At 60.8% G+C, this 25338-nt stretch carries 20 protein-coding genes; 12 read left to right on the top strand and 8 right to left on the bottom strand.

Annotated features, from left to right (window positions below; translation table 11 throughout):
• The first annotated feature begins 182 nt into the window (after window positions 1-182).
• A complete protein-coding gene (locus ACFRAU_RS22410; protein ID WP_378001543.1) occupies window positions 183-1244 on the top strand; it encodes a CE1758 family FMN-dependent luciferase-like monooxygenase in 1062 nt (353 codons plus the stop codon).
• Between the two features lie 397 nt (window positions 1245-1641).
• Window positions 1642-2151 carry a hypothetical protein gene (locus tag ACFRAU_RS22405; protein ID WP_378001542.1) on the top strand — a complete coding sequence of 170 codons (510 nt, stop codon included), beginning with the start codon at window positions 1642-1644 and terminating at the stop codon, window positions 2149-2151.
• Window positions 2152-2611: 460 nt separating this feature from the next.
• Here ACFRAU_RS22405 and ACFRAU_RS22400 read toward each other — a convergent pair whose 3' ends face one another.
• Window positions 2612-3439 carry a FadR/GntR family transcriptional regulator gene (locus tag ACFRAU_RS22400; RefSeq protein ID WP_378001541.1) on the bottom strand — a complete coding sequence of 276 codons (828 nt, stop codon included), beginning with the start codon at window positions 3437-3439 and terminating at the stop codon, window positions 2612-2614.
• 118 nt (window positions 3440-3557) lie between these two features.
• On the opposite strand from ACFRAU_RS22400, the gene ACFRAU_RS22395 reads away from it, so the two are divergent.
• From ACFRAU_RS22395 to pxpA, 5 genes are read left to right on the top strand one after another with little or no spacing between them, the layout of a single operon-like run.
• Window positions 3558-4655 carry a sugar ABC transporter substrate-binding protein gene (locus ACFRAU_RS22395; protein ID WP_378001540.1) on the top strand — a complete coding sequence of 366 codons (1098 nt, stop codon included), beginning with the start codon at window positions 3558-3560 and terminating at the stop codon, window positions 4653-4655.
• The gene (locus ACFRAU_RS22390; protein ID WP_378001539.1) at window positions 4655-6256 is read left to right on the top strand and encodes a sugar ABC transporter ATP-binding protein; all 1602 of its coding nucleotides are present in this window, start codon (window positions 4655-4657) and stop codon (window positions 6254-6256) included. Before ACFRAU_RS22395 ends, ACFRAU_RS22390 begins: the two co-directional genes overlap by 1 nt.
• Window positions 6253-7302 (top strand): ABC transporter permease, encoded by a 1050-nt coding sequence (locus ACFRAU_RS22385; RefSeq protein ID WP_378001538.1) that lies wholly within the window; start codon window positions 6253-6255, stop codon window positions 7300-7302. The genes ACFRAU_RS22390 and ACFRAU_RS22385 overlap by 4 nt, the downstream gene beginning before the upstream one ends.
• A gap of 8 nt (window positions 7303-7310) precedes the next feature.
• Complete coding sequence (locus ACFRAU_RS22380) at window positions 7311-8810, top strand: amidase (protein WP_378001537.1); 1500 nt, start codon at window positions 7311-7313, stop codon at window positions 8808-8810.
• Window positions 8807-9550: a 5-oxoprolinase subunit PxpA gene (gene pxpA / locus ACFRAU_RS22375; protein ID WP_378001536.1), complete on the top strand. Its 744-nt coding sequence runs from the start codon at window positions 8807-8809 to the stop codon at window positions 9548-9550. Before ACFRAU_RS22380 ends, pxpA begins: the two co-directional genes overlap by 4 nt.
• A gap of 1398 nt (window positions 9551-10948) precedes the next feature.
• Here pxpA and ACFRAU_RS22370 read toward each other — a convergent pair.
• The 6 genes from ACFRAU_RS22370 to ACFRAU_RS22345 all read right to left on the bottom strand — a co-directional run bounded on the left by ACFRAU_RS22370 (window position 10949) and on the right by ACFRAU_RS22345 (window position 18326).
• Window positions 10949-12589, bottom strand: coding sequence for a sigma-54-dependent Fis family transcriptional regulator (locus tag ACFRAU_RS22370; RefSeq protein ID WP_378001535.1), 1641 nt, complete (start codon window positions 12587-12589; stop codon window positions 10949-10951).
• Between the two features lie 259 nt (window positions 12590-12848).
• On the bottom strand, window positions 12849-13094 hold the full coding sequence (locus tag ACFRAU_RS22365) for a hypothetical protein (RefSeq protein ID WP_378001534.1): 246 nt from the start codon (window positions 13092-13094) through the stop codon (window positions 12849-12851).
• 178 nt (window positions 13095-13272) lie between these two features.
• Window positions 13273-14604 carry an MFS transporter gene (locus ACFRAU_RS22360; RefSeq protein ID WP_378001533.1) on the bottom strand — a complete coding sequence of 444 codons (1332 nt, stop codon included), beginning with the start codon at window positions 14602-14604 and terminating at the stop codon, window positions 13273-13275.
• Between the two features lie 239 nt (window positions 14605-14843).
• On the bottom strand, window positions 14844-15611 hold the full coding sequence (locus ACFRAU_RS22355; RefSeq protein ID WP_378001532.1) for an SDR family NAD(P)-dependent oxidoreductase: 768 nt from the start codon (window positions 15609-15611) through the stop codon (window positions 14844-14846).
• Window positions 15608-17395: an NAD(P)-binding protein gene (locus tag ACFRAU_RS22350; RefSeq protein WP_378001531.1), complete on the bottom strand. Its 1788-nt coding sequence runs from the start codon at window positions 17393-17395 to the stop codon at window positions 15608-15610. Before ACFRAU_RS22350 ends, ACFRAU_RS22355 begins: the two co-directional genes overlap by 4 nt.
• Window positions 17388-18326: a dihydrodipicolinate synthase family protein gene (locus tag ACFRAU_RS22345; RefSeq protein ID WP_378001530.1), complete on the bottom strand. Its 939-nt coding sequence runs from the start codon at window positions 18324-18326 to the stop codon at window positions 17388-17390. Before ACFRAU_RS22345 ends, ACFRAU_RS22350 begins: the two co-directional genes overlap by 8 nt.
• 108 nt (window positions 18327-18434) lie before the next feature.
• On the opposite strand from ACFRAU_RS22345, the gene ACFRAU_RS22340 reads away from it, so the two are divergent.
• Window positions 18435-19304 carry a LysR family transcriptional regulator gene (locus ACFRAU_RS22340; protein WP_378001529.1) on the top strand — a complete coding sequence of 290 codons (870 nt, stop codon included), beginning with the start codon at window positions 18435-18437 and terminating at the stop codon, window positions 19302-19304.
• A 128-nt stretch (window positions 19305-19432) separates the two neighbouring features.
• Here the strand turns inward: ACFRAU_RS22340 and ACFRAU_RS22335 are convergent, their stop codons facing one another.
• Window positions 19433-19732: a YciI family protein gene (locus ACFRAU_RS22335; RefSeq protein ID WP_378001528.1), complete on the bottom strand. Its 300-nt coding sequence runs from the start codon at window positions 19730-19732 to the stop codon at window positions 19433-19435.
• 361 nt (window positions 19733-20093) lie between these two features.
• Between ACFRAU_RS22335 and ACFRAU_RS22330 the strand changes: the two genes are divergently transcribed.
• From ACFRAU_RS22330 to ACFRAU_RS22315, 4 genes are all read left to right on the top strand, one after another.
• The gene (locus ACFRAU_RS22330) at window positions 20094-21557 is read left to right on the top strand and encodes an aldehyde dehydrogenase family protein (protein WP_378001527.1); all 1464 of its coding nucleotides are present in this window, start codon (window positions 20094-20096) and stop codon (window positions 21555-21557) included.
• Between the two features lie 89 nt (window positions 21558-21646).
• On the top strand, window positions 21647-21994 hold the full coding sequence (locus tag ACFRAU_RS22325) for a cupin domain-containing protein (RefSeq protein WP_377992899.1): 348 nt from the start codon (window positions 21647-21649) through the stop codon (window positions 21992-21994).
• 16 nt (window positions 21995-22010) lie between these two features.
• Entirely contained in the window at window positions 22011-23339 is a 1329-nt protein-coding gene (locus ACFRAU_RS22320) for a flavin monoamine oxidase family protein (RefSeq protein ID WP_378001526.1), read from the top strand.
• Window positions 23340-23380: 41 nt separating this feature from the next.
• On the top strand, window positions 23381-24883 hold the full coding sequence (locus ACFRAU_RS22315) for an APC family permease (RefSeq protein ID WP_378001525.1): 1503 nt from the start codon (window positions 23381-23383) through the stop codon (window positions 24881-24883).
• Window positions 24884-25338 lie beyond the last annotated feature (455 nt).

The following is a 25338-nucleotide window of genomic DNA, read 5'->3' as shown; positions in this document are numbered from 1 at the left end:
CCATCCTCAGCGAACTGCTGCCCCAGCAGTAACCACAAGACCGAAACATCCACCCGCGGTCCAGCGGCGCCGGCCGGACACACCCAAGCCGGCGCCACCCGCCACCCACCACCCGCCATCGATATCCCCGCCGGGGTCAGCCCGGAACCTACTTCACCCTCCCCCGGAAAGGCTTCACCATCATGCAGTTCGGTATTTTCACGGTCGGTGACATCAGAACCGACCCCATCAGCGGTCAGACTCCCAGCGAACAGCAACGCCTGGAGATGATGGTGGCCCTCGCCGAGAAGGCCGAGGAAGTCGGCTTCGACGTCTTCGCCACCGGAGAACACCACAACCCGCCCTTCGTGGCATCCTCACCAACGACGTTGCTCGGCTACATCGCCGCCAGAACCAAACGCATCATCCTCTCCACCTCAACAACCTTGATCACCACCAACGATCCAGTCAAAATCGCCGAGGACTTCGCCGTCCTGCAGAACCTCTCCGGCGGCCGCGTCGACCTCATGATGGGACGCGGAAACACCGGCCCCGTCTACCCGTGGTTCGGGAAAAACATCAGCGACGGCATCCCGCTCGCCATCGAAAACTACGCCCTCCTGCACCACCTCTGGCGCAAAGACGTCGTCAACTGGCAGGGAAAGTTCCGCACACCCCTCACCGCCTTCACCTCCACCCCCCGACCACTGGGAGGAATCCCGCCGTTCGTATGGCACGGCTCCGTCCGCAGCCCCGACATCGCCGAACAAGCCGCGTACTACGGCGACGGCTTCTTCGCCAACCACCTCTTCTTCCCCAAAAACCACTTCGTCAACCTCGTCAACCACTACCGCGACCGATACGAGTTCTACGGACACGGCACACGCGACCAGGCCATCGTCGGACTCGGCGGCCAGGTCTTCATGCACAAAAACTCCCAACAGGCACTACGCAACTTCCGCCCCTACTTCGACAACTCCCCCGTCTACGGCGGCGGCCCCTCCCTGGAAGAAGTTACCGACCACACACCCCTGACCGTAGGCAGCCCCCAGGAAGTCATCGACAAAACCCTGACCTTCCGCGAAACCTTCGGAGACTACCAGCGCCAGCTCTTCTCCTTGGACATGGGGGGCATCCCCCTCAAAACCGCACTGGAACAACTCGACCATTTCGGCGAAATCCTCCCCACGCTACGGCACGAATTCGCCGCCAACCGCCCCAAAGAAGTACCCCCAGGGCCCACCCACCCCGCAACAACGACCTAAAACCCCAACAAGAAAGCCCGGCCGGAACCCGGGCCGGGCTTTTTTGGTATCTGGTGAGCTTGGAGACTCACACCCCCAGTTGCGAACGGTGGCAACGCGATCCGGGCGGCGACGGGCCGGGCGCGCACTGCAGGACGGACGACCCTGTCCAGACGCTCCGCAGGCTGGTGGTCAGTTCAGCCTCGGAACTTTCCATCATGTGCAGGCAGACCCAACGGAACGAGTTGGGACAAAGCCTGGGGGAAACTTGAGAACGACGTCATCCGCGACCTCGAACGTGGCCAGCAAACGCAGCTGCTGGCCACGCTCGAACCGTGGAGACGAGCCTCGCCGAGACTGCCGCCGAAGCGGCTACCCTGCCCTGGATGTGAGCCGCGCGGCGAGGCCGGAGAGGAGGATGTCCAGCTCCTGGTCCCGCTCCAGCACTGAAGGACTGGTTCAGATCTCCTGGACCAGAGACACTGTTGGAGTGTTGGCCGGCTCCGTCACTGATATTGCTGCCATTGATGACGTACTGACCTCCAATGAGCGCCTGTTCATGCGTCTCGACGCGTCCGTTCAACCATCGTTGATCTGGACACCAGGCAGCTCCTCGGCGTGGTGGATGGCCGGACCACATGGGAGTCGGCGAGTGGCTCCTCAAACGCCCGCTGGAATGGCAGCACTTGCGAGACAAAGCGGCATCCGAGGAGAACTCGTTCGAGGAACGTGCTTACCGGTTGGAAAAGCAGCACTTGAGCCGGAACAGGGGTTCTGCGATTTCCTGACCGATGCGGTATGTGAGTGGAGCCACATCTGCAGCCAGGAGTTCGGCGCCTCCCCTGCCCATATCATCGTCGAATTCAACCGGGCACGCTATGCCCACAACGACGAAGAGGCCAACCTAACGGTTTATACCCCGGGCTAAGCCGTAGGGATTATTCCATCTGGCCGACCTTGAGGTCGAACGGGTGCAGGAGTTCATCATGATTTCTTCCTCTCCGCCTGACCTCAGCAAACCTGAGTTTTGGGAAGTTGATGCCCATGAAGATGTGTACGACAAACTACGTAGCGGGGACCAGTTGGCCGCGGAAGCAGCCATGAGGGAGCACTTTGCTCACACGGAGGTGGCTGCATATGGCGCTTTGCGAAACACCCCCTTCCGACAAGTCGCTGACTTTCAACGATTTAGCGAGATGCGCAGAGGGCGTTCCCCCGGACTGTAGGGTTCCAGTTCGTCCATCCCTCAGCCCAGGACTGAGCACCGAGACGACCGCCGGGTGAGGCATTGTCCGACACATTCCTTTTGCACTAGCCAAGAGTCGCTTGCCGTGCCGCCGTTGACTTCCACGTTGGTAGGAGGCCGCCGACGGGCTGTAACCTCACGCTTATGAGTCTCCGGGGGTCTCGTCGACCTCGGCAGTGGTGGGCCGCCGGGCCGCCATCCTGCTGACGTCCGGGAGGCTGGCCACGAACACGTCCGCGGCGTCGATGTCCGCAAGGGCCTTGAGCCGGGTGTCGTCGAGATAGCCCACGTGGGACTGGAATGCCTTCCGGGCCGCTTCCGGGTCGCGTTCGGCGATTGCCTGGTAAATGGCCTCGTGCTGGCGCCAGATCGCATCCCGGTCCAGGAGGTCAACGAACACGGTGTTTGTGGCGGGCCGCATGAGGTGGACGGATGTCATTGCGAGTTCCAGAATCTTGTTCTTGGCCGCCTTGGTGATGGCGGTGTGGAAAACGATGTCCAGCTGGAGCCATGCCTCGGTGCTCAGGCTCTCGTCCAGGGCCCTCTCGATGGGGCGATGGATCGCCTCGAGATCATCCTCCGTCCGGCGCCTCGCCGCCAGATCGACACATTGCATCTCAAGCACCCATCGGGCCTCATCGACGTCGTGCAGTGACACATTGCCAGCCCGGTACCAGAGCCGGATCGAGTCGCTGAGCTGCTCAGCCACACTTTCGGCGTCCGGAACGGCCACGAACGAACCGCCCTTACTGCCGCGTGCGGAAACCACCAGGCCCGTGGCGGACAACGACTTCAACGCTTCCCGAGCCGTGGCCCTGGCAACGTCATAAGTCTCCGCCAGCTCGTGCTCGGAGGGCAGACGCTCGCCAGGAAGCCACTGGCCAGCACTGATGGCATGCCTAAGCTGGCGCGCAATCTGGCCGGACGCGTCTTTCCGCTCGAGCCTCAACGGAACGAATGTGCTCTCCATGGTGGTCTATCCCGTCAGTCCATTTTTCATAAACCCTTTACAACTTCATCTTACTCTTTGCATAATGTCCAATGTTAGACAATTGATGACAGAGACAAGAAGACCTTGGAGTAGCCCTTTGTACACGAAACTCAGCACAGTTGTGGGCAGCGTCGCCCTTGCCTGCGCCCTCGGCCTGACCGCTTGCACAGCACCGCCCCAGACCGCGGTTAGCCAAGAGTCCGCCGCCGGCACGCAGTACCCAGCTTCCGGGGATTCCTCCGCCATGGCCCAGACGCTCGCTTATCTCGCGGGAAACCCCGACGCACGTGGCAAGAAAGTCGCCTACGTCACCGAATGCGCCGCTGCCAACGCCTACTGCCAGGCCCGGTTGCGCGGTGCCCAGGACGCCGCCAAGAAGCTCGGTATGAACCTCACAGTCTTCGACGCGAACTTCGACACCACCACCCAGCTCCAGCAGGTGCAGGATGCCATCCAGCGCGGCTTCGACGGCTACATCCTCTCGCCCGTGGCGGACTCCCCCGGCTGCTCGAACTTCGATCTGCTCAAAGCCACCGGAAAGCCCGTCAGTAACATCAACAGCCCCATGTGCGGAAACCCGGACTACACCGAAGGCACGGCGGGCTTCGTCGGGATGCAGACCACCGGCTACTTCAAGGAGCACCTGACCAACGCCTTCAAGTCCTGCAGCGCGGCCTGCAACGTGGTCGCCGTCGGCGGTTTTGTCGGTTCTGACCTTTTCACTCGCTGGGAAACTGCCCTCAAGGAAGCGGCAAAGGAGTACCCCAACGTCAGGATCGTCGCGGACCAGCCCGGAAACTTCGATCCCGCCAAGGCACTGAGCGTGGTCCAGGACGCCATGAGCGCGAACGCCCGCGTTGACCTCGTCGTATCTTCCTGGGACGACATGACCCGCGGCGTCGAACAGGCCGTCCGCGATGCAGGCAAGAAACCCGGAGCCGATGTGCGGATATACAGCGTCGGCGGAACCGCGGCGGGCATCGCAAAGGTCGCAGAGGGCGCATGGACCTCAACATCCGTCCTGCTCCCCTACCAGGAGGCGTACTATGGCGTGGCACAGTTGGCCAAGGCCCTGACAACGGGCCGGGACACCCCCGGATTCACTTACCTGGCGCAGGCCCCGGCCATCAAGGACGGCCCGGGATCGATCTTCATCACCGCCGCCAATGCCGGCAAGTTCAAGGCCGAGTACTGATGGATACGCCCACAGTTCACACACAAGGTCCGGGCACGGATCCCGCGGCGGAGGCCCTCCGCGTCGTGGGGCTGAACAAGTCCTACGGTGCGTCCCGGGTGCTGAAAGACGTCTCCCTTACGGTCGGAGCCGGGGAGATCCATGCCCTCGTGGGCGAAAACGGGGCAGGAAAGTCAACTCTCATCAAGGCGGTCGCTGGCGCCATCGATACCGATGCCGGATCCATCGCCGTGTGGGGCCGGGACGTCACGGGAGCCGGACCGGCCCACGTCTCCAAGGCCGGACTTGCCGTGATCTACCAGGAACTCACCATCGTTCCGGGGATGAGCGCCCTCGCCAACGTGTTGTTGGGCAGTTTGCCCGCCAAGCTCGGCTTCGTTGACGGCCGCAATGCCCGCAGGCAGTACGACGCCGCCGCAGAGGCAGTCGGCGTCAGCATCAAGGCCCGCACCCCGGCCGGCACGCTTTCCACTGCCCAGCAGCAGATGCTGGAGATCATGCGCGCCCTCGCCAGCCAGCGCAGGCTCATCATCATGGACGAACCCACCGCATCGCTGGGTCCGTCGGACAGCGCCCACCTGCACACGGTGATGCGCGACCTTAGCAGCCGGGGCTATGCCATCATCTACATCTCGCATGACCTGGACCATGTGCTGGCGCTCGCGGACACCGTGACTGTCCTCAGGGAAGGAGCTGTCATCGACAGCCGCCCGGGCACCACTTGGACCAAACCGCAGCTGATCCGGGCCATGCTCGGAAACGATGTCACGCCCGCGCAGCAGCGTCCTGCTGTATTGCGCCAAGGTCCTCCGGTGCTCAGCGTGCGTAGCCTGCGGGCTCCCGGAGTTGACCTGCCGGCCGTCGACATCCATGCCGGCGAAATCGTGGGGCTGGCAGGTCTGGTCGGTTCAGGCCGCACGCGGCTCCTGCGTTCCCTCGCAGGTGCTGCCGCGGTCACCGAGGGCGAGCTGAGCATCAAAGGTCAGCCCGTGCCATGGCCCGGGTCGCCGCGGTCCGCCATCAGGGCAGGTATCGCCCTCGCGCCCGAGGACCGCAAAGGGCAGGGCCTCGTCCTTAACCGATCAGCCGGATGGAACGTGGCACTGGGCCAGTTTAGGAAAGCCGCGGGCGGTAAACCGCTGCAAGACGCCCGTGCCAGTGCATGGGCATCCTCCGCCTCGTCTCGCATGGGCTTCGACCCCCGCCGACTCGCATCCCACGCCGGGGAGCTCTCCGGCGGCAACCAGCAGAAGCTGCTGCTTGCCCGCTGGCTCGACAGAAACCTCACCTGCCTCCTGCTCGACGAGCCCACCCGGGGAATCGACATCGGAGCAAAAGCCCAGATCTTCGAGACCGTCCGCGCCCTTGCCGATGAGGGGTTGTCCGTCCTATGGTGCAGCAGCGACCTTGAAGAGGTCGTACAGCACAGCGACAGAATGATCGTTCTCTCGGCGGGGAGGGCCATCGCGGAACTGCCCGGCGGAGCCAGCGTCCAGGACATCTTGGACCTCAGCTACGCCGCGACCCGTGAAAGAACCCCGGGCGGCGAAAACCCCACCAAAATCCATCCAAGCCTCACAGAAGCAGCAACGACATCATGACAACAGCAATCTCACCACCGGCATCCTCACGGGTACTGCCGAAGATCGGTTCGTTTGTCCGCAGGTACGGAGTGGTGGCCGCGTTCTTGGCCCTGACCGCCATCATCACGGCGGTCCAGCCCGGCTTCCTTGCCGGCGGCAACCTCGCCAACATCCTGAGCCAATGGGCGCCGGTGGGCATCATGGGAATCGGCATGACCTATGTGGTGATCACCGGAGGCTTCGACCTGTCAGTCGGCGCCGTCTATTCCCTTTGCGCGGTGGTGGCCGCAGGCGTCGGACGCACCGAAGCGCCCGTCGTGGCCTTCGCCCTAGCCATCACCGCCGGGCTAGCGGCCGGTGCCGTCAATGGAATCGTGGTCACGGTCCTGAAGGTCAATCCCTTTATCGCCACACTCGGCAGCTCCCTGATCCTCGCCGGCGTCACCCTCGTGGTGACCGGAAACCGTGCACTGGTTGTGAGCTTCGCGCCGTTCAAGGAACTGGGCAGCGGCAGGCTCGCGGGTGTCCCCTACTCCGGAACCGTGCTGATCCTGCTCATGATTGTGGCCGGCTGCATCCTGGCCTACACGCCCTTCGGCCAGTCCATCTACGCCGTCGGGGGAAACAGCGAAGCCAGCCGGCTGGCAGGAATCCGCACCTCCGGCGTCGTCACCAGCGCCTACGTGATCTCCGGCGCATGCGCCGGGATTGCCGGGGCCATCACGGCATCACAGCTCGGTTCGGCCCAGCCGAACCTCAACCCCAACCTCGTCTTTGACGTCCTGACGGTCGTCATCGTCGGCGGCACCTCGCTCGCCGGCGGCAAAGGGGCCATCTGGCGCACCGCCATTGGCGTCGGAATCCTCGCCACCCTCCAGAACGGATTCAACCTGCTGGACGTTGACGCCTACTACCAGAACATCATCAAGGGGATCATCATTATTGCAGCACTCACCCAGGTCAACACCGGCCCGCTCAGGCACCATTTGAGCCGCCGCACCACAGCAGATCCCGGCCTATCCCCCGCCGCGCCTCCCGTAATCACTACCACTACCAATTCCTAGGAACAGCCATGACCTTTCCGAGCAACATCGAAGAACTGACCATCACCGAGGCACATGAGGCATTCCGTGCGGGCACGTACACCGCCCGTGAACTGGTGGAGGCCTACCTGGATCGGATCGAACGCCTCGACCGGAACGGCCCACGTCTCAACTCGATTCTGGCCGTCTCCGGCACCGCCCTGGATGAAGCCGCCGCCCTGGACGCCGAGTTCGCACAGACCGGGAAGCTCGCCGGTCCCCTCCACGGCATCCCTATCGTGGTCAAGGACCAGGTCGAAACCAAAGGCATCGAAACCACTTTCGGCAGCGAAGCGACCGGCAGCTACACGCCGGGCAAGGACGCCACCGCCATCGGCAAGCTCCGTGATGCCGGTGCGATCATCCTGGCCAAGACCACCATGCCGGACTTCGCCACCTCATGGTTCTCCACCTCCTCCCGCAGCGGCATCACCCTGAACCCCTACAACACCTCCCATGACCCGGGAGGATCCAGCAGCGGAACCGGCGCGGCGGTTGCCGCGAATCTAGCCATGGTCGGCATCGGTGAGGATACCGGCGGTTCCATTCGCGTTCCGGCCTCCTTCTGCAACCTCGTGGGGCTCCGCGTGACACCCGGACTGATCAGCCGGACCGGCATGTCCTCGCTCGTGGTCCCTCAGGACACGGCGGGACCCATGACGCGGACCGTCACTGACGCGGCCATCGTGCTCGATTCGCTGGTCGGGTTCGACGCTGAGGACCCCTACACGGTAACCCATGCCCTTGCCCGCCACACCGGCAAATACGCCGACGCCGCCGCCGAACCGGCGCTGGAAGGCAAACGGATCGGAGTCCTCCGTCAGGCTTTCGGCCGGGACGACGACCCCGAAGAGGCGGCCGTCAACGCCGTCGTCCGCACAGCCATCCAAGCGGCCGAGAGGGCCGGCGCTCAGATCGTGGACGTGGAAATTCCCGACCTGAACCGCTACGTGGCAGACACCTCGGTGTACTTTTCCCGCTCCCGCCAGGACATCAACCATTTCCTGGCGAGCCGCCCGGAGATCGGCATCGAGTCAATGGAGCAGCTGCTGGCCGCCGGAAAGTTCCACGAAAAACTCGATTTGTTCGTCGGCATCGCCTCCGGCCCGGCCTCGCCCATGGATGACCCGACCTACCCGGGCCGGGTCCTCCTCCAGGGCGAATTCCAGCGCCTGGTGGCCGGCATCATGATCGATCAGGGCCTCGACGCCATCTGCTTCCCGGACGTCAAGCTTCCGGCGCCGAGCCATGACGACATCTTCAACGACCGCTGGACCTGCCTCACCTACCCCACGAACACAGTGATCGCCTCCCAGCTGCTGTTCCCAGCCATCAGCATCCCTGCCGGATTCACGGACGACGGCCTTCCCGTCGGACTTGAGCTCATGGCACTGCCCTATTCGGAACCGCAACTGCTGGGTTTGGCCCGCGGTGTCGAAATCGCCACCTCCGGGCGCCGCGCCCCGGTCCTGCCCGGAGCCACGGCATGAGTACAGACACCGCCGCCCGGCGCACAGTTACCCTCAACGCGGACATGGGCGAGTCGTACGGAATCCACTCGTTCGGCAATGACACCGCATTGCTGCCCCTCGTGGATTCCATCAACGTCGCATGCGGGATGCACGCTGGCGACCCCGGCTCCATGCACACCATCGTGACCAAAGCGGCCGAAGCCGGCGTCCTCGTGGGCGCCCATCCAGGCCTGCAGGATCCCGTCGGCTTCGGTCGGAGGGCCATGGATCTCACCGCCGAGGAAGTACGGGATCTAGTTCGATACCAGGTGGGAGCACTCTCCGGATTCCTCGGCGCCTCAGGAATCCCGCTCAACCACATCAAACCCCACGGCGCGCTGTACGCAATGCTGGCCCGCAGCGAAGAGCTTATGGGCGGACTTTGTGAAGTCGCACTGCAGTACGGCGTTCCCGTCTACGGGCTTGCAGGCACGTGCCACGAATCAACCGCGCTCAGCCTCGGAGTGCCGTTCGTTTCAGAGCTATACGTTGACCTGGACTACCGGGCCGACGGCACCGTAGTGGTGAACCGCACGGGGCACATCGTCGACCTGGACCTGGCGGCAACCCGCACCCGCCAGGTTCTTGAGCGCGGAACGCTCACTGCCGTGACCGGCGAGCAAATCCCGTCCCGTCCGGACACTATCTGCATCCATTCGGACCTTCCCAACGCCGTCGAGCTCGCCACCGCCGTGCGGCAATCCCTTCAGCTCGGCTAGAGGGGCCGAACGTCCACCGCTGGAGCGATGACGTCATGACCACATGGCTCCAGCGGTGGCTTGGTATTGCCCGAATGGACCTCGATCCCGAGACTTCAGCAGTTGAACCGAGGTGCAAGGCGCATGAGGCCAGCCAACGCTCACATTGCAGTCGAAGCGTCCTGTCAGCGGACCATGGCGTCACAATCGTGGCCGGGGTATCCATCCCCGCGATGCCACCGCGGAGATGGAAGATCGTCAGTGGCGCCGCCTGCGCTTTTCCGCTCCCCTAGGTATGTGTCCGAACTAGAAGAGACAGTGATCTTTAGAAAGGGAAATCAGTTGAAAGAAGTGCTAACTAGAACCGAAATAGAATTCCTGCAGTCCCTGGTCGTGGATGACCTGGTCGAGGTTTTCGACGAACTGGGCACCGTCCTGTGGCAAGGGGGCGGTTGAATCATCGGCTCCGCATCTGGGTTTCGCCTGGATTCGTACCGACACCGGAGAACGCAGACTGTTAGACATTCAGGTGCACTCGATACGACCGCTTGAGGACCTAAGCGGTCGAGTGGAGCCTAGCCGCTGAGCACGCGCTCTCCCTACAAGCCAAGAAGCCAATTCCTCCGGCTGCCCGTTTTGAGCGGGGCTCCGAAATCCTGGAAAGTACAATCACTAGAAGCAAGGGGTCAATGACCGTGACCAGCGATAACGCGGAACACATCTATGTGGATGTCCAAGAACGACACGAGGTGGACGGCGCCCTCGATGCAGGAGCAGCCGCGTTCCCGAACGTTCGAAAACCCTGAAAAAGGGCATCCTGGTCACGCGCAGCGGACCAGCTACCTTCACCGCCACCTTGAGCGCTGAGATTCCCTACGGCACGATTCACGAACGTACGATCTGGTAGACACCGCCGATCATCGCCACCTCACGTATCAGGAACGCTGCGGCCTAGTGGGGCTAAGGCGCGACGCCGCACCGGCCCCTGTCACCGGGTTCATGGCTCCTCGACGTCCAGCAGGATCACCGGCCTCATGGCCGCTACGCCGATGCCGGTATGGGTTCTCTGGACTCTTCTATGACCCTACGTCTGGATGCGGCATAGATTGCGGGAGGGCCTCCCTTCGCCACCGAAGGCTCCGAGGCCTATGCGACTGTGATTTCGGCCGCCGGCAGGCATGTGAAGAAATGGGGCTGTTCGACCGGGGCGAGAGGAACTATCACCCACCGGTTTCCGTAGTACTCCACATAGGAGTCTGACGGGCAACGGGAAAATGCTTCTTCGCGTGTCAACTTAGTTCTCCAATCGACATTGATCCTCACCGGCACGTGGAACCGGTCCCATCCTTGGTTCTTGTGTAACATCGCTCGCAGATTTGGCGGAGTATCCTGTCTCGCGGGCCCCTCCACCCCTTTTAGCTAGGGGAGCCCGAGTGCTTTCATCCGCGAATACAGGGTGGAGCGGCTGATCCCGAGCAGTTCAGCAGCCTGAACCTTATTGCCCCTCACCTGCGCCAATACCTTGCGGATTGTGTCGAACTCAGCTTGCTCCAGGAGTCCTAGGTTCCGGCGGCGGCCACGGGTGCGGTAACGCTCCGGAATGTCGCTGAGAGTCACATCGCCGACGGACCTGGCAGCAAGTACCTCGTCCAGCACACTCTGTAACTCCTTGTAGTTACGTGGCCAGTCGTGAGCTAACAAGGCGGCCAGAGCCGGGGACGTGAATCGAACGTTCTTGACGCCACGGTCCGCCAGTAGTGACGCTACTATCGAAGCCAGCTCGGGTCGCCGTTGTCGCAACGCTGGTAGCTCGATAATTGACCGACAATGCGTCGCGATCGGGGCGATTGAGTCCATGCCGGTATCAGTCGTCAGCACGACGCGTGCGCTCGTTTGCTCCATTGCATCTAACAGCACCCGGAGGAGCCGCGCATCAAGAAGGTGGACTGACTCTACAACGAAGCTGGTCAGGGACTGCTCTGCCAGGCTCTGAAGACTTGCTGCCCATTTCTTTGAGCCGTCGACTACAGCGTCGCTGGCGTCAATCACCTGGACGGAATCGTCAGCCGTTACGCTGCAAGCTGCCGCGGTACGGCCCGATCCCGGTTCGCCGGAGATGAGGACATGTCCAGAGGCATTGCGTGCCCGCACGAGCTTCTCGGCAAGATCGTCGCCTACGGTTCGGTAGCGGACCGTAGCGCGCGGCACGGCTGGCGTACCTTCTTCGTCTCGCAGAACGCGGAACACCGCGCCCTGATCCGAAACCCGCTCTATAAGGACAGTTCGCTGTCCCATGCTCAGGTCCATTTGCACTCGGTCCCCGAAGACTGTAGTACGCTGCGCGGCAAACTCCTTGAGCAAAGCGAGGTCATTGTTCCCTAGCTCCGTGGCCGCCGCTCCGTTCGTGAAGGTCTCGCTTGGCTCGACCGCCACCACGGGCATTCGGCGGTGACCTTCACATGCGGCGCGAAATGCGAGCAGGAGCGCAACTTGCGCGTCCGAATAGGTGTTTAGGAGCCTCTGCTGGATTTCCCGGACAGCCGAGGTCAACACGGGCTTCATGAGGGCCGGGCTTTCCCGTCCTGGACCCATTATGTTGATCACGCCTTCCAGTCGCCGTGTGCCAAGCTGGAAAATCGGGAGGCCGAAACAAATCTGGTCGCGCAGGCATTCTAGAAAATGCTCTTCGCCGAGCACAAAAACACCGCGTCTGGTCTCGATTGGCGTTGAGATCGCATTGGTGCCGCTTGTTTGTTCTGTGAATTGGGCGCCGATCACGACGCCCAGGCGATCCGACGCGGCAGCCAGACGCGTAGTGCCAAATGTACGGTGCAGGATGTAGCCTTCGTTGTCGGCAAGCAAGAGCCCAAAATTCGAGTCGTGCAGTTGATTCTCAAGACCTTCGAGAATCGGTGTGGCTGCCCGCATGAGCCGCGACTGGAGATTCATTTCAGCGAGCTGATCAACGACGATCCCGCTGCCGGGGTTTAGCCCAGCTAGCGTCGATCGATGCCACGACTGTCGGATATCCGGGTCTAAGGGCGTATCCTTTTCAGTCATGCGACTTCCGGCGAGGTCACGGATGAACATTATGGCTCAACTTCCAGGCGACGATTCCGCACGGAGCGCCACCGCTGAGTGCGAACTGATAGTGATCAAGGCTAGTCAAGCGTCTGGCATAGCAACATATGCACGCGCACCGTTTGCGTGATCACGACTGTGCATGCCGGCATTACTAGTCGCGCCTTCGCGAACCATCCGCCAAAAGTGCCGACCTCCCTGACATCGGGTTGGCCTCAAAGGAGCCGCAGTGGGTCCGTTACGGTGCCGGAAGACTTACTGGGGACTTTGCGGTCTTTTCCCATTTGTAGTCGATCCAGATCTCATAGCCTTCCCACCTTTGCACCATGGTGCGTGTATTTACTCCGTCGACGGCAAGCCACAGAATCGAGTTGTCGTCGGTGACGGCATCGACAATGCCCTGTCGAACGAACTCGTTGTGGAGGCGCACCTCGACGACTTCACCCACTAAGGGCAGCCAGTCAGGCTGAATATGAAAACTCATTGGTCTCCGTTCGGGTCTATTGCTGGGTGGTCCAGCGTGGGAACCGTCTGGCAGCCTCGTCGGTCCCTGGTTTCTGATAAAGGAGCGGCCTGACACCTCGGAGCCCGTTCTCAGAGCCCAGGCAGCCGAAAACAGTCACCGTGAGCCAGGCGTGGCCCCTTGATAAAAGAGCTCACACTTAGGAGTTGTTTGTGGTTACCTTCCGAATTGCAACTTGCCCTTTTCTGACGGCAAGGCTGTAGAGCCAGAGGCTGATGAGGGAAAGAATTGCTGCATAGATTGAGAAGGCCCAAACCATGTCCTGTTGTTGGGCCCACACCAGAATGTACGAGGAGGTTCCGCCAAAGACAGCGACTCCCAAGCCGTAGGCGACGGCCATGCCTGTGGTCCTGCACTCGGGCGGCATGAGAGTGGAGATGATGAAGTTGAACAGCGTCTGGTTGAGGGCTATGGCGATTCCGCCGATGAGCATCACAGCTGCGAACGTCAAGATGCCACGCTGGTTGTACAAGACGATGAGAAATACAGCAGGAACCAGAGTGAAGCGGACGATCGTGAACACTTTCAGATTTCCGTACTTGTCGCATAATGCCCCCACGTATGTTCCAGCGACAACCATGAGGATGCCCAGCATTGTTGTGACGGCGAAGATGTGCGTCGGGTCTTCGTTGTAGGCGGCGCGTGCAAGGCCGGGAAGGCCGACTGTCCACGCATAGTTAGCGGCCTGTGTCCCCGCCACCACGAAGAGAACAGCGAGGAATCCCAGCCGACTCTTCCAGACTTGGCGCCATACTTCTGCCGTGGTGGGCGGTGCATCCCCGGATCGGACACCTGCTCCGGTTTCGGGCAACGAACGACGGAGGTAGATTACGAAGACACCAGCGAGCCCACCGAAGAGGAAGGGTATCCGCCAACCCCATTCCGCCATGGCATCGCCGCCCACGCAGGCGCTGACGATGAAGGACACAAGTGAGGCGAGCATGATTCCGGCTTGAAGGATTGAACCCGAGACGATGGTTGTGAAGCGACCTTCCTGTCCGGGCGTTGCCATCTCTACCGCCGCCGCGTTTCCCACAGCCTGTTCGATGCCGGTGGAGAGGCCTTGAATGAGGCGTGCGCAGACCAGCACGGCCGCGGCCCATACGCCGATCTGGTCATAGGTGGGCAGCACTCCCATGAGCAAACTGCTGCCAGAAATGGCAGCGATGGAAATAACCAGGATCTTCTTATGCCCAATCCGATCCGCGATGGGGCCGATGAAGATCCCTGCCAACGGCCGGGCAACGAATCCTACAGCGAAGACCATCAGTGCGGACAGGGTTGAGGCGACAGGGTCGCTGCCTGGAAAGAAGTGTGGAGCGAGGAGGGCTGCCATGAGCCCGTAAACGGTGAAATCAAACCATTCCAGGGCCATGCCGCCGCCGAGGGCCATGGCGTTTCGTTTGTTGATTCTTCGGGCGGGGGCACCCGTCTGGATGCCGGTTGCCCGGGTTATTTTTTGGCTCGTCATTGCGCCTCTTCGTTAGGTGATTTTTGGATGCATGTGGACACGGAACCGGGAAGGCTGTTCTGCGTCGCGCTTCAGGTGGGTTGCCATAGGCCAAGACGGCGCTCTGGGAGCAGCGAGTGAGTACTCCAAGGTGGCCTGTTGCCCCGGCAAGTGCTTCTGTGGAGAACTCTGAACCGAGCGGGCCGGCGGCCAACGTGACCGCCGGTCCGTTTAGCTGTGCCCTGCTTACATGGCGATCACTAGATCGTTTGTCCACCGTCGATGTACCAGGACTGGCCGGTTACGAAGCTGGACGCGTCGGATGCCAGGAAACCGACGGCGTTGGCGATATCTTGGGGCTGGGCGAGTCTGCCCATCGGAATTCCTGTCCGGAATACGCTGAGGTCGCCCTCGATTTGGCGTTCGGGTCCTACTCCCAGCCGCGCCCATTGTTCGCGCTGCATGTCGGTTTCGGTGGATCCGGGATTGACGGTGTTCACTCTGACACCCTGGCCTGCTACTTCCAAGGCGAGGCACTGTGCCATCATCTGGGTGGCAGCTTTGGATGCGCAGTAGGCGGCGAGGTCGAGGCGAGGCTTGGTTGCGCAGTTGGACGTGATGACCACGATCGATCCCCGGGTTTCGTGGGCGATCATTTTTCGGGCGGCAGCGGCGCTACATAGGTAGGCCGCTCGTGTGTTCACGGCAAACTGTTTGTCCCAGAGGCCGATGTCGCCCGAGAGCAATTCTCCAGGGTTGCAGACTCCCGCGTTGTTCACGAAGACATCAAGGCCACCCAGGTGGCGCGAAGCGGCGTCGACTGCTTTTTCCACCGATACAGGGTCCGTGAGGTCTGCGGCGACGCTGAAACCTCCAAGTTCGGCGGCCGTTTCGGCTGCGGTCGCAGCGTCGATGTCAATGATGGCGATTTTTGCGCCCTGGGCGACGAGATGGGCTGCGATTGCTTTGCCGATGCCGCGACCGGCACCCGTGACGATGGCACTTTTTCCGCTAAGGGACGTACTCATTTTTGTACTCCGATGTTTCGTTCGAATTGAAGAGAATCAGTATTTGCGGTCGCGACCGGGTTCAGTGCTGCTTCGAAGGCGCTGGTGATCGCCTCGCGTGCCTTGCCGGCTTGGGCGGCGTCCCCGATGATCATGAGTCTGTCGCTCGGAAGGTGTGTCAGGCCCAGCGAACGGACGAGGGAACTGCCTCTTCCGATGCGGAACCTGTAGTAAAAGAAGTCGCGAACCTTATGATTGCTGAATACCTTCTTCACGGCTCCTGACTTCATGAAGCGCGTGTTCAGGATTTTCTCCACCAGAGGTCCAACTCCTCCGCGGTATCGGGCTCCGGCGGCGATGACGATGAGATCTGCTTCCTGCAGAAGTTCGGTTCTGGCGTGGGCAGGCTTACCAAGATGAAACCTGACGCCGGCCCGTCTGCATTCTTTTTCCAGGTTGGCGATGTAAGCGACAAAACTCGGTTCGGCGGCCTCAACGTCATTGAAGATCGGCGCTTTCCCGGTCAGGAGAAAATTCCCTCCCGCGTGGTCTCTTTTGTCGAGAACGCAGACCGTATTGCCAGCTGCAGTCAATGCCGCGTATGACAGACCAGCGGGGCCGGCCCCAATGACGACGATTTTCCGCCCGGTCGCCAGGCCGCCGGCGGCGAACTCCAGTTCCCGGCCAGTAGTTGGGTTCACAACGCAGGAAAGGTTATCGCCGCCTCGCATGTTGTTCACACAGTGATTGCACGACAGGCAGCTCCGCACAGGGTTCCCGGACTGGGCTTTGTTCACCCATTCCGCGTCTGCCAAGAGGGGACGGCCGATGGCTGTCATATCCAGCTTTCCCTCACGTATTGCCCTACTGGCCAGTTCGGGGTCGCCCAGTCTCCCGACGCCGATGACGGGGACGTTGACACGGGACTTGACCGCGGCGGCCATGTCCAGAAATATCCCTTCCTTGTACTTCATGGGCGGAATCATGATTTCGGCACCGGGCTGGGACCGGTAGTGTCCCGCCGTGACGCTGATGGCGTCGGCTCCTGATTCGACGGCCCACTCCGCCACGACGTAGGCGTCCTCAGTGTGTAAGCCGCCAGCATAGAAGTCTTCTGCGCCAAGCCTGTAGATTACGGGCAGCCCTGGAACCGCTGCTTTAATGCCTTCGATGATTCGAAGACCAAACCGGGCGCGGTTTCGTAGCGATCCGCCGAACTCGTCCGTCCGAGTATTCTCCGATGGGGAGAGGAACTGAGTGATTAGGTAACCGTGCGCGCCGTGAAGCTCCACCATGTCGAAACCGGCCTTTTTGGCCCGGCCGGCGGCGGCAACGAACGCCTCGATTGTTTCCTCGATTCGCTCCTGGGTCATCGCCTCCGGATGGGCTAACTCCTTTTCGATTTCGAACACAGGAGTTGGTATGGCTGAGGGGGCGACGGGCTGCACACCCGAAACCGCGCGGCGAGCCCTGCTGCCGCCGTGCCCCAACTGGATAGACGCGCGGGCACCTTCTTCGTGGATTGCCTTTACGATCGTTTCCAGTCCCGGCAGAAACTTGTCGTCGTAGATGCCCAACTCGTGGAACCGGTGACGTCCGGCAACTTCGGGGGCTGCCATTTCGACGGTAATCAGCCCAACGCCTCCGCGGGCGCGCGCTTGGTAATAGGCGACTGTGGCAGAGGTAGCAAAGCCCGCATTCGTGGAGTACCGAGTCGTCATGGGCGGCATGACCACCCTGTTCCTGATCTCGACGCCGCCGATGGAGATCGGTGCAAACAATGCCGCGTTCTGCGTGTCAGGCATGGACGAGCCCAGACTCGGCGATCGCCACGCGCAAGGCTTCCCTTTCAGCGTCGCCAAGCGGCTGGAGCGGAGAGCGCACGTGGGCTTCATCGATGCTGCCGGTCAGTGCCAGGATGTTCTTCATCCGGTTGTGTCCGTCCAGAAGAGGTTCCTTGTAGCATTCCTCGGCCAGCGGCCAGATCTGGTCCCATACCTTGCGGGCTTCGGCAAGGTCCAGCTTGTTGACAGCTTCCCAAAGCCGGACGTGAAGACTGGCCACGATGCTGCCGTGGCCGGAAAGGATCCCATCAGCCCCCACGCACAGGGAACTGAACAGCGATCGGCTGAAACTGGATAGGACGGCCACTTCCCTGTCGAGGGATTTGAGGGCCCTCCACGTGCGCTCGTAAATGACGATGTCGTTGGACCACTCCTTGACCGCAGCTATGGTCTCGATTTCTGAACAAAGCTGAGTGATGCCGTCGACGGTGAAGCGCAGAGCCGAGAAATGGGGGTAGATGAAAGCAACCAGGGGCAGATCAGTAACCGAGGCGATTTCGGCGAAGTGGCCCCGGGCCATTTCTGGCCTCTGGTATCCGCCGCCGTCCAACACAGCTGACGGGAAGATCAACAGTCCGTCAGCGCCCGCCCGATGTGCCCGAACCGCGGCTGCGGCGGCTTTCTTTGAACCGTCTTCATAGATTCCGGCGATAACCGGCACACGCCCGCTGGTTTCTTCGAGCACAATGTCCAGCTGACGGGCACGTTCATCATCTGTGAGGGTTGCCGTCTCCGACGCATGAGCGTTGGTTGTTATGCCGGAGATCCCCGGAACATCCAGGAGTGAACGGAGATGCTTCCTGAGGTTTGCCTCGTCCAGGCGGCCATCGGAGGTGAACGGCTGCAGATGCGCCGGAATGACGCCTGAAATCGAAAGGGGTGAACGTGTCATTGGTGTGTCCTCTGTATCGAATGGATTCTGAGGTGACTCACGTTACGGTTGCATCAAATTGCTGTGAAATGCCGCTTTTACATCCCTTATGCGTGGTACGCATAAGGGATGAATCGTGAAAATCGGGTGCTCAACATTGAGTTCCGCCACCTCCGCGCTCTGGTTGCGGTAGCCGAAGATTTGAACTTCACCCGGGCGGCGGAGCGTCTGCGAACCACTCAGCCGTCCCTGAGCCGGACCATCGCCAGCCTTGAGCAAATTCTGGGAACGGTTCTTGTGCGACGTGACCGTCAGTCCGTGAACCTGACTGCGGCCGGGACACGCCTCCTCGCTTACGCTCAACTCGCGCTCTCGGCGCTTCAGGAAGGCGCGGATGCGGTCACGGGGCCGCCCCTGGTTCTGCGCATCTGTTTCGCGGGAGTTGTCGCTGAGATTACAGGGCCGGCCGTCAAGGCGTTTGAAGGTATGCATCCGGGCATCGAAGTGGACATTCGCCGCTATGACGACCCAATGGCAAGGCTCTTAGAGGGACGCTGCCATCTGGCTATTCTTCTCGGATCTCCGAAAAACCCCGCGCTTGAAACTCTTGCACTGACTGAGGAAGTCAGGATGGCGGCGCTTCCTGCCAGTCATCGACTCGCTGGACAAGACACCATCGCCTTGAAGGAGCTCTCGCGCGAGACGCTGGTGATCAATGTCCTCGCGGGCACCACCAGCGTCAACTTGTGGGATGAGTCCGACATGCCTACGAAGATCGTGCGCGTAAGAAACATCGACGAATGGATGGAAGCAATTGCCCTTGGCCGGGGGATTGGTGTTACTCCGGCGTCGACTGCACGGTTTTACAGTCATCCTCAGATCGCATTCCGCACACTATCGGATGCGCCGCGAGTACCTGTTGTCCTCGCGTGGCGGAAAGGTGACCCACATCCAAGCATCCCCGATTTCGCCGAAGCCGTCAGGTTATCGTTGCCGTGATTTGCGTAGCCTCGATCATCATTGCCGAGCTGGGTGACTCGCCATCTGGCACCGGCAGCACGAGCCAGATGTTAGATCCCGGGTTCAGGGTGTGGCCAAGTCTTTAGGTCCTCGGGTGCTCAGGCCAGTCAGGCTGGATGCCGGTATCGCGCAAGTTCAGATGAAGTCTTCGTCGGCACAAACTCGGTGATCGAGTATTCGGCCACGCCATGCGTTTTGAAGGGGTCATTTTCCAGGACAGCCAAGACCTCAGAGCGGTTCCCTGCGGCCAGAATGACGCCGCCAGTCCGAGGCTCTTTACGGCCAGATGCCAAGAAGATTCCCACCTCGTACTGTCGCTCGAGGAAATTTCGGTGTTCGTTCAGGTGCCGCTCGACCTCCACGAGATCCGCGAGGTAAATCAGGTCAATGACAAATAGGCTACTCATCCGCTAGACCGTACCAGAGCCGTTCAATCACTGCCCCAGGGACGGGCGGCGACCAAGCCGTAGACTTGCCTTGCAGGTGCCAGCTGCAACCACCCGATGCGACGGAAGATATTCGGTTTGGCGGGAGGCAGATCCTGGCACAGGAGTTCCGAGAGATCCCGAGTTCACGCGGGCAGCATCTTCCAAGTGCGGTCTATGCCCCTCCTGGGGCCTCAACCCTTTTCTAGTTTTCCAGGGACCGACACCAAGATGTCCGGTTCCTGAACAGTTACACACCCCGGAATCGTTGGACGATATCGCTATCGCCGATCCGGGTGATCGGCTACCAAGAAAATCAGCACTCAATGGAGAGGGAGCCCAGATGACGCTCCAGACGGATCCCGCACTGACCACGATCGGCCTGTCCGCCAGGACGTTCAAGCAACTCATTGACGGGCGGCTGCTCGAGGGCGCTTCCAGCCAGCCTGTCATCGATCCGGCGACTGGTGAGGCGTTCGCCGTCGCGCCGGTCGCAAACGAGACCCAGGCCAACGAAGCCTGCCTCGCGGCCGAGCGAGCATACGTAGGGTGGCAAAAAACCACTCACGGTGACCGCACCCACATCCTGGAGCAGATCGCGGTGCGGATCGAAGAACGCCGCCAGGAGATCGCCCAGATCATCACCCTGGAGAACGGCAAGCCGATTGCTGAGGCTGAAGGTGATGTCGACGCTGCAGTAACGTGGCTACGGCACTTCAACGGCCTCCGACTGGACCCCGAGGTTCTGCGCGAAGATGAGCAATCGCGCATTGAGATACACCGCAAGCCGTTGGGTGTGGTACTGGGGATCATTCCATGGAACTTCCCCTTCTTCCAGACCATCTACAAGCTGGCCCCAGCACTGCTTGCCGGCAACACGATCGTCCTTAAGCCCGCCCCAACCACCCCGCTTAACGCGATGATTGTTGCTGAAATTGTCCATGATCTGGTCCCGGCGGGCGTCGTCAACGTGGTGGGCGACGGCGGAGACATTGGGCCGTTCCTAAGCGCACACCCCACCATTGCAAAAGTTTCGTTCACCGGCTCAACTGCTGTAGGCCGAAAAGTCATGGCCAGCGGCGACACCGTCAAGCGAGTAGTTCTGGAACTTGGCGGCAACGACGCTGCCGTCGTGCTCGACGATGCTGACATTCCGGCAGTCGCCAAGGACATATTCGAGAAGGCGTTCTGGAACACAGGCCAGGTGTGCATCAATATCAAACGGATTTACGTCCATGCTTCGCAGTATGACGAGTTCTGCACCGAACTTGCCCGGCATGCTGAGAAAGCCAAGATCGGTCCGGGAATGAACCGGGACAACGAATTCGGGCCCCTACAGAACGCGCGCCAACTCCAAGCAGCCAAGGCCGCCCTGGCCATTGCTGCCCGCGACGGAAAAATCATCGCTGGCGGGAACGTAATCGATCGGCCGGGGTACTTCGTCGAACTGACCGTAGTACGCGATATCGACGAGACCAGCCCGCTGGTTTCCGAGGAGACATTTGCCCCCATACGCAGCGTCCTGAAGTACGACGACATTGATGAGGTCATTGAACGGGCCAATCGAACCGACTACGGCTTGGGCAACTCCGTGTGGGGCAGCGACGTGGCGCGCGCAACGACCATCGCACGGCAACTTGAAAGTGGAACGGTGTGGGTGAACACGCACTCCGCGGTCGCGCCCGATGTACCGTTCGGCGGCCGCAAACAGTCGGGCCTGGGCGTTGAATTCGGGATCGACGGACTTCTGGAGTTCACGGACAGCTCCGTCATCCACATCGCCAAAGGAACGAACTCGGTCAACTGACCCAACCAGGAGAAACTCCGTCTTTCGCCTGACAGTCTGGTAACACAAAGCACAGCGAACCAGAATGATAAGGAAGGTAAGAAACACAGATGATTGAGCTATCGGTCGCAACAGAAGACCTCACTCTTGCCGAGGACTACCCTCTGGAAAACGTTCTCTACGGAACACCCGCCGCCAAAGTTCAGTGGCTCCGACAGTCCACACAGGGTGAAGGCCAGCTCTACGTCGGCATTTTCACATGCGATCCGTGCGGGGTCGAAGACGAACTCCTCGGTGACGAATCCGTCTACATGTTGGAAGGCCGCATGACCGTTGAAGTCATAGGTGGCGAATCGGTCTCCCTGAGCGCCGGCGACGTTGCATCCTTCCCAAAGGGAACAAAGACCGTTGTTCACGTTCACGAGCCGATCAAGAAGTTCTTTGTAATCAGCGGATAAAGGTAGAAGAAGGAAAATGAGCAACAAGTCTTACGACGTTATTGTCATTGGCGGCGGGTTTGCCGGCGTCACCGCTTCGCGCGAACTCGGGCGGCAAGGCTACAAGGTCGCCCTGCTCGAGGGTCGCGACCGTCTGGGTGGACGAACTTGGTTCAAGGATGAGGCCCTTCCGGGTTATTCCCTGGAGCTGGGTGGCACGTGGGTGCACTGGTTCCAACCACATGTGTACTCCGAAATCACCCGCTACGGCCTCGAGCTGGTCGAAACCGTTGGCGTGTCGGCCCCGGAACTGGCAGCTACCGTGTCTGGCGGTAAGCAGAGCATCCGTAAGTTTGACGAGGTGGGCGACACCATCAACTCCGTTATGGAGAAAGTGGTCGAAGGTGCCCGCGAGGTGTTCGACCGGCCATTCCAGCCGTTCCTGCACCCGGAAGCCTTGGCAGAGGTGGACAAGCTGTCCATCCAGGACCGAATCGACTCGCTGGACATCTCCCAGGAGGACAAGGACCTTGCCAACGGTCTCTGGGGTGCCATGGGTTCAGCGCCATGCAGTGAGGTCGGTGTCGTTGCCGCGATGCGCTGGTACGCCCTGAGTGATTTCAACATTGAAACCATGTTTGACGCAGTGGGACGGTACAAGTTCAAAGACGGCACCCGATCCCTGATTGTTGCGATCGCCAACGATTCGCTGGCAGATATCCGGCTCAGCACGCCCGTTGCTTCAGTTGAACAGAACGAGGACGGCGTCCGCGTCGTTACCCGCGACGGCGAAGTTCTGACTGCTTCAGGCGTCGTCGTGGCTGTTCCGATCAACACCCTGGGTTCCATCAAATTCACGCCCGAACTCTCTGAGGGCAAGCAGGCAATGAGTACCGAACGGCAGGCCGGCCGTGGGTCGAAGGTATGGGTGCGGGTCCGCGGGGACCTGCCCAAGCCATTCTTTGCAGTGGCCCCCGACAGCCACCTGATCAACTATGTCGTCACTGACAAGATCTTCGACGATGGCCAAATCCTGATCGCGTTCGGTCCCGACGGGGCCAATACAGACGCCGACGACGCGGAAATGGTGCGTGAGGAACTCGGCAAGATCTTTGGCGACCTCGAAATTGTAGAAACCGTCGGGCACAACTGGGCCAACGACGAATTTTCCCAAGGCACCTGGTCAATGTTCCGACCCGGCCAGACGGTTGAGCACCTGTCAGAACTCCAACAGGCCGAAGGCCGTGTGTTCTTCGCAGGGTCGGATATCGCGAACGGCTGGAACGGCTTCATCGACGGTGCCATCGAGTCCGGCATCCGCGCCGGCCGTGAGATCCGCGCACAGCTGCTCGGACAACAAATCTAGGGCGTTCCGCCTTAGAAACAGCCCATAGAAAGACTATAAAAATGATCGAGATCGACACCGTCGTCGGTACCGAGCGTCGACGTCTCGCCAAGACTCTTACTTGGCGAGACGGGATGGCGCTTGCAATGACCTTGCCCACGGGTCTGTTCGTAACCTTCGGATACCTCATGGGTGTCGTTGGTGCTTGGACTGCCATCACCGTGTGGTGCGTAGGAGCTGTCATCAGCCTGCTCCAGTGCTTTGTTTTCGCTGAGATGGCGGCCATGTTCCCTCGGGATTCGGGCGGAGTTGCCCGCTACGCGATCGAGGGCTGGAAAAAGTACTTCGCACCGCTTGGTGCAATAGCTGCGTTCGGTTACTGGATTGGCTGGTCGCTGTCGATCTCGATGGCGTCTGTGGTCCTCGGTGAATTGGTAGAGGACACATGGTTCCCGGGCAACGGGATTAGCTTCAGCGTTCTGGGAAACCCCCTCGGCCTTAAGCACCTTATCGCTCTGGGGGCCATGGCGTTCGCGTGGGCATTCAACTACTACGGCCTCAAGTTCGGCTCGGCTGTGAACAAGTTGCTGGGCGTGTTCGTCATAGTAGGCCTGGCGGCTGTGACAGTTGGGTGCCTCGTTAGCCCATCGATGAAGTGGTCGGCCAGCAACATGACCTGGTACGTGGACGGTGACTGGCGCACGGTCGTAGTCGTCTTGTACGTGACAGCATGGGCGGTTTACGCGAGCGAGATCGTCGCGTCCTTCGCTCCGGAATACAAAAACACGTCAAGCGACACCTCCAAGGCCATGACTCGCATCTCGTTGTTCATGATCGTCCTGTTCTGTGTGGTTCCGACCGTCCTAGCTGGCACGCTCGGCGAGGACGCGGTGCGCGACAACCCCGTTACGTATGTCTCGGTAGCGTTCGGTCAGGCCTTCGGCGGGGCCAGCTGGATTGGAACCATCGTCATCGGTTCCGCTCTGCTGATCGCTATCATTTCCACGACGGCCGACGGGGGTAGAGCGCTCTTCGGCCTGGCTGAGGAAGGTATGACAATCAAGCAGCTCCACTGGGTTAACCGTTGGGGCGTACCTGGGCGGTCCCTCACCTTGGATGTGGTTCTGAACGCGACTGTCATGGTGCTTGTTGGAGAACCCGTGAGCATCCTGTTGGCCAGCAACCTCGGCTACCTCCTTTCAATCATCCTCGGCCTGTCAGCTTTCCTTCTGCTGCGAAAGGACAGACCGCAGTGGCCGCGTCCAATCCGCCGCGGACGTGGCTGGATCCCGGTAGTCGTGGTGCTGGTGGCATTCAATACGTTCATCACCGTTGTTGGTGTCCTCAACCCCGAGCTCCTAGGCTACGGCGATATCCGGGACACGCTGGTGGCCGTCGTGATCTTGTTGCTGTCGGTCGTGCTCTACATCTATCGGCGCGTGGTCCAGGATAAGAAGCCGATAGTCTGGCGCCTTCCTTCCCCTGCTGTGCCAGAAGGCGAAGATGCGATCGCGCTTGCGGAGGAAATGCGACAAGTGGAGGCAGAGCGTGCACGGCGGCGTTAGCGACTGTGAGGCCGCCGGAGAGCTTGGCCGCCACGTGAAGTTGGCCGTAGTCATGTGAAGGGCGGCCTGGCCGGCGTTGCATGAAGCACCGCATCTGCGTGCGCGTTATTCAACTTTTGCCGCTGTCAGGCCGCTCTTCGGCTTCACCCTTGAGGCCACAGAGGACGTGGTGAAGCCATAGATCTCATCTAATGGACTTGGCCCGCGACTGGTTTTCAAGATGCCCAAATGCGATTACGGGCTCTGAGACGATCCGCCGCGCATCTACGAAGGTATCGGTCGAGCCCGCCAAGGCAAGTCCGCCCCAAGGCGGCGATGATTTTTCGCCCCGGGTAGCGGTCGAAGAGGCCTCGGCCGTCCTTCTGGCGGAATGAACGATCATTTCAATTCCTCACCCCGAATTATCCGTGAGCATTCACGGAGTTAGCGACAGGTATCGCCAAGCATGTCGGTTG

Origin of the sequence: Arthrobacter sp. NPDC056691, from assembly GCF_042791415.1 — a bacterium.
Taxonomy (GTDB): Bacteria; Actinomycetota; Actinomycetes; order Actinomycetales; family Micrococcaceae; genus Arthrobacter.
The sequence above is the reverse complement of the archived record's forward strand: the minus strand, read 5'-3'. Positions and strand labels throughout refer to the sequence as shown.

What these genes read in the sequence shown, in the direction of transcription:
- ACFRAU_RS22410 (WP_378001543.1), top strand. Translation starts at nt 183, where the DNA reads ATGCAGTTCGGTATTTTCACGGTCGGTGACATCAGAACCGACCCCATC.
- ACFRAU_RS22405 (WP_378001542.1), top strand. Translation starts at nt 1,642, where the DNA reads ATGTCCAGCTCCTGGTCCCGCTCCAGCACTGAAGGACTGGTTCAGATC.
- ACFRAU_RS22400 (WP_378001541.1), bottom strand. Translation starts at nt 3,439, where the DNA reads ATGGAGAGCACATTCGTTCCGTTGAGGCTCGAGCGGAAAGACGCGTCC.
- ACFRAU_RS22390 (WP_378001539.1), top strand. Translation starts at nt 4,655, where the DNA reads ATGGATACGCCCACAGTTCACACACAAGGTCCGGGCACGGATCCCGCG.
- ACFRAU_RS22385 (WP_378001538.1), top strand. Translation starts at nt 6,253, where the DNA reads ATGACAACAGCAATCTCACCACCGGCATCCTCACGGGTACTGCCGAAG.
- ACFRAU_RS22380 (WP_378001537.1), top strand. Translation starts at nt 7,311, where the DNA reads ATGACCTTTCCGAGCAACATCGAAGAACTGACCATCACCGAGGCACAT.
- pxpA (WP_378001536.1), top strand. Translation starts at nt 8,807, where the DNA reads ATGAGTACAGACACCGCCGCCCGGCGCACAGTTACCCTCAACGCGGAC.
- ACFRAU_RS22370 (WP_378001535.1), bottom strand. Translation starts at nt 12,589, where the DNA reads ATGACTGAAAAGGATACGCCCTTAGACCCGGATATCCGACAGTCGTGG.
- ACFRAU_RS22365 (WP_378001534.1), bottom strand. Translation starts at nt 13,094, where the DNA reads ATGAGTTTTCATATTCAGCCTGACTGGCTGCCCTTAGTGGGTGAAGTC.
- ACFRAU_RS22360 (WP_378001533.1), bottom strand. Translation starts at nt 14,604, where the DNA reads ATGACGAGCCAAAAAATAACCCGGGCAACCGGCATCCAGACGGGTGCC.
- ACFRAU_RS22355 (WP_378001532.1), bottom strand. Translation starts at nt 15,611, where the DNA reads ATGAGTACGTCCCTTAGCGGAAAAAGTGCCATCGTCACGGGTGCCGGT.
- ACFRAU_RS22350 (WP_378001531.1), bottom strand. Translation starts at nt 17,395, where the DNA reads ATGCCTGACACGCAGAACGCGGCATTGTTTGCACCGATCTCCATCGGC.
- ACFRAU_RS22345 (WP_378001530.1), bottom strand. Translation starts at nt 18,326, where the DNA reads ATGACACGTTCACCCCTTTCGATTTCAGGCGTCATTCCGGCGCATCTG.
- ACFRAU_RS22340 (WP_378001529.1), top strand. Translation starts at nt 18,435, where the DNA reads ATGAATCGTGAAAATCGGGTGCTCAACATTGAGTTCCGCCACCTCCGC.
- ACFRAU_RS22335 (WP_378001528.1), bottom strand. Translation starts at nt 19,732, where the DNA reads ATGAGTAGCCTATTTGTCATTGACCTGATTTACCTCGCGGATCTCGTG.
- ACFRAU_RS22330 (WP_378001527.1), top strand. Translation starts at nt 20,094, where the DNA reads ATGACGCTCCAGACGGATCCCGCACTGACCACGATCGGCCTGTCCGCC.
- ACFRAU_RS22325 (WP_377992899.1), top strand. Translation starts at nt 21,647, where the DNA reads ATGATTGAGCTATCGGTCGCAACAGAAGACCTCACTCTTGCCGAGGAC.
- ACFRAU_RS22320 (WP_378001526.1), top strand. Translation starts at nt 22,011, where the DNA reads ATGAGCAACAAGTCTTACGACGTTATTGTCATTGGCGGCGGGTTTGCC.
- ACFRAU_RS22315 (WP_378001525.1), top strand. Translation starts at nt 23,381, where the DNA reads ATGATCGAGATCGACACCGTCGTCGGTACCGAGCGTCGACGTCTCGCC.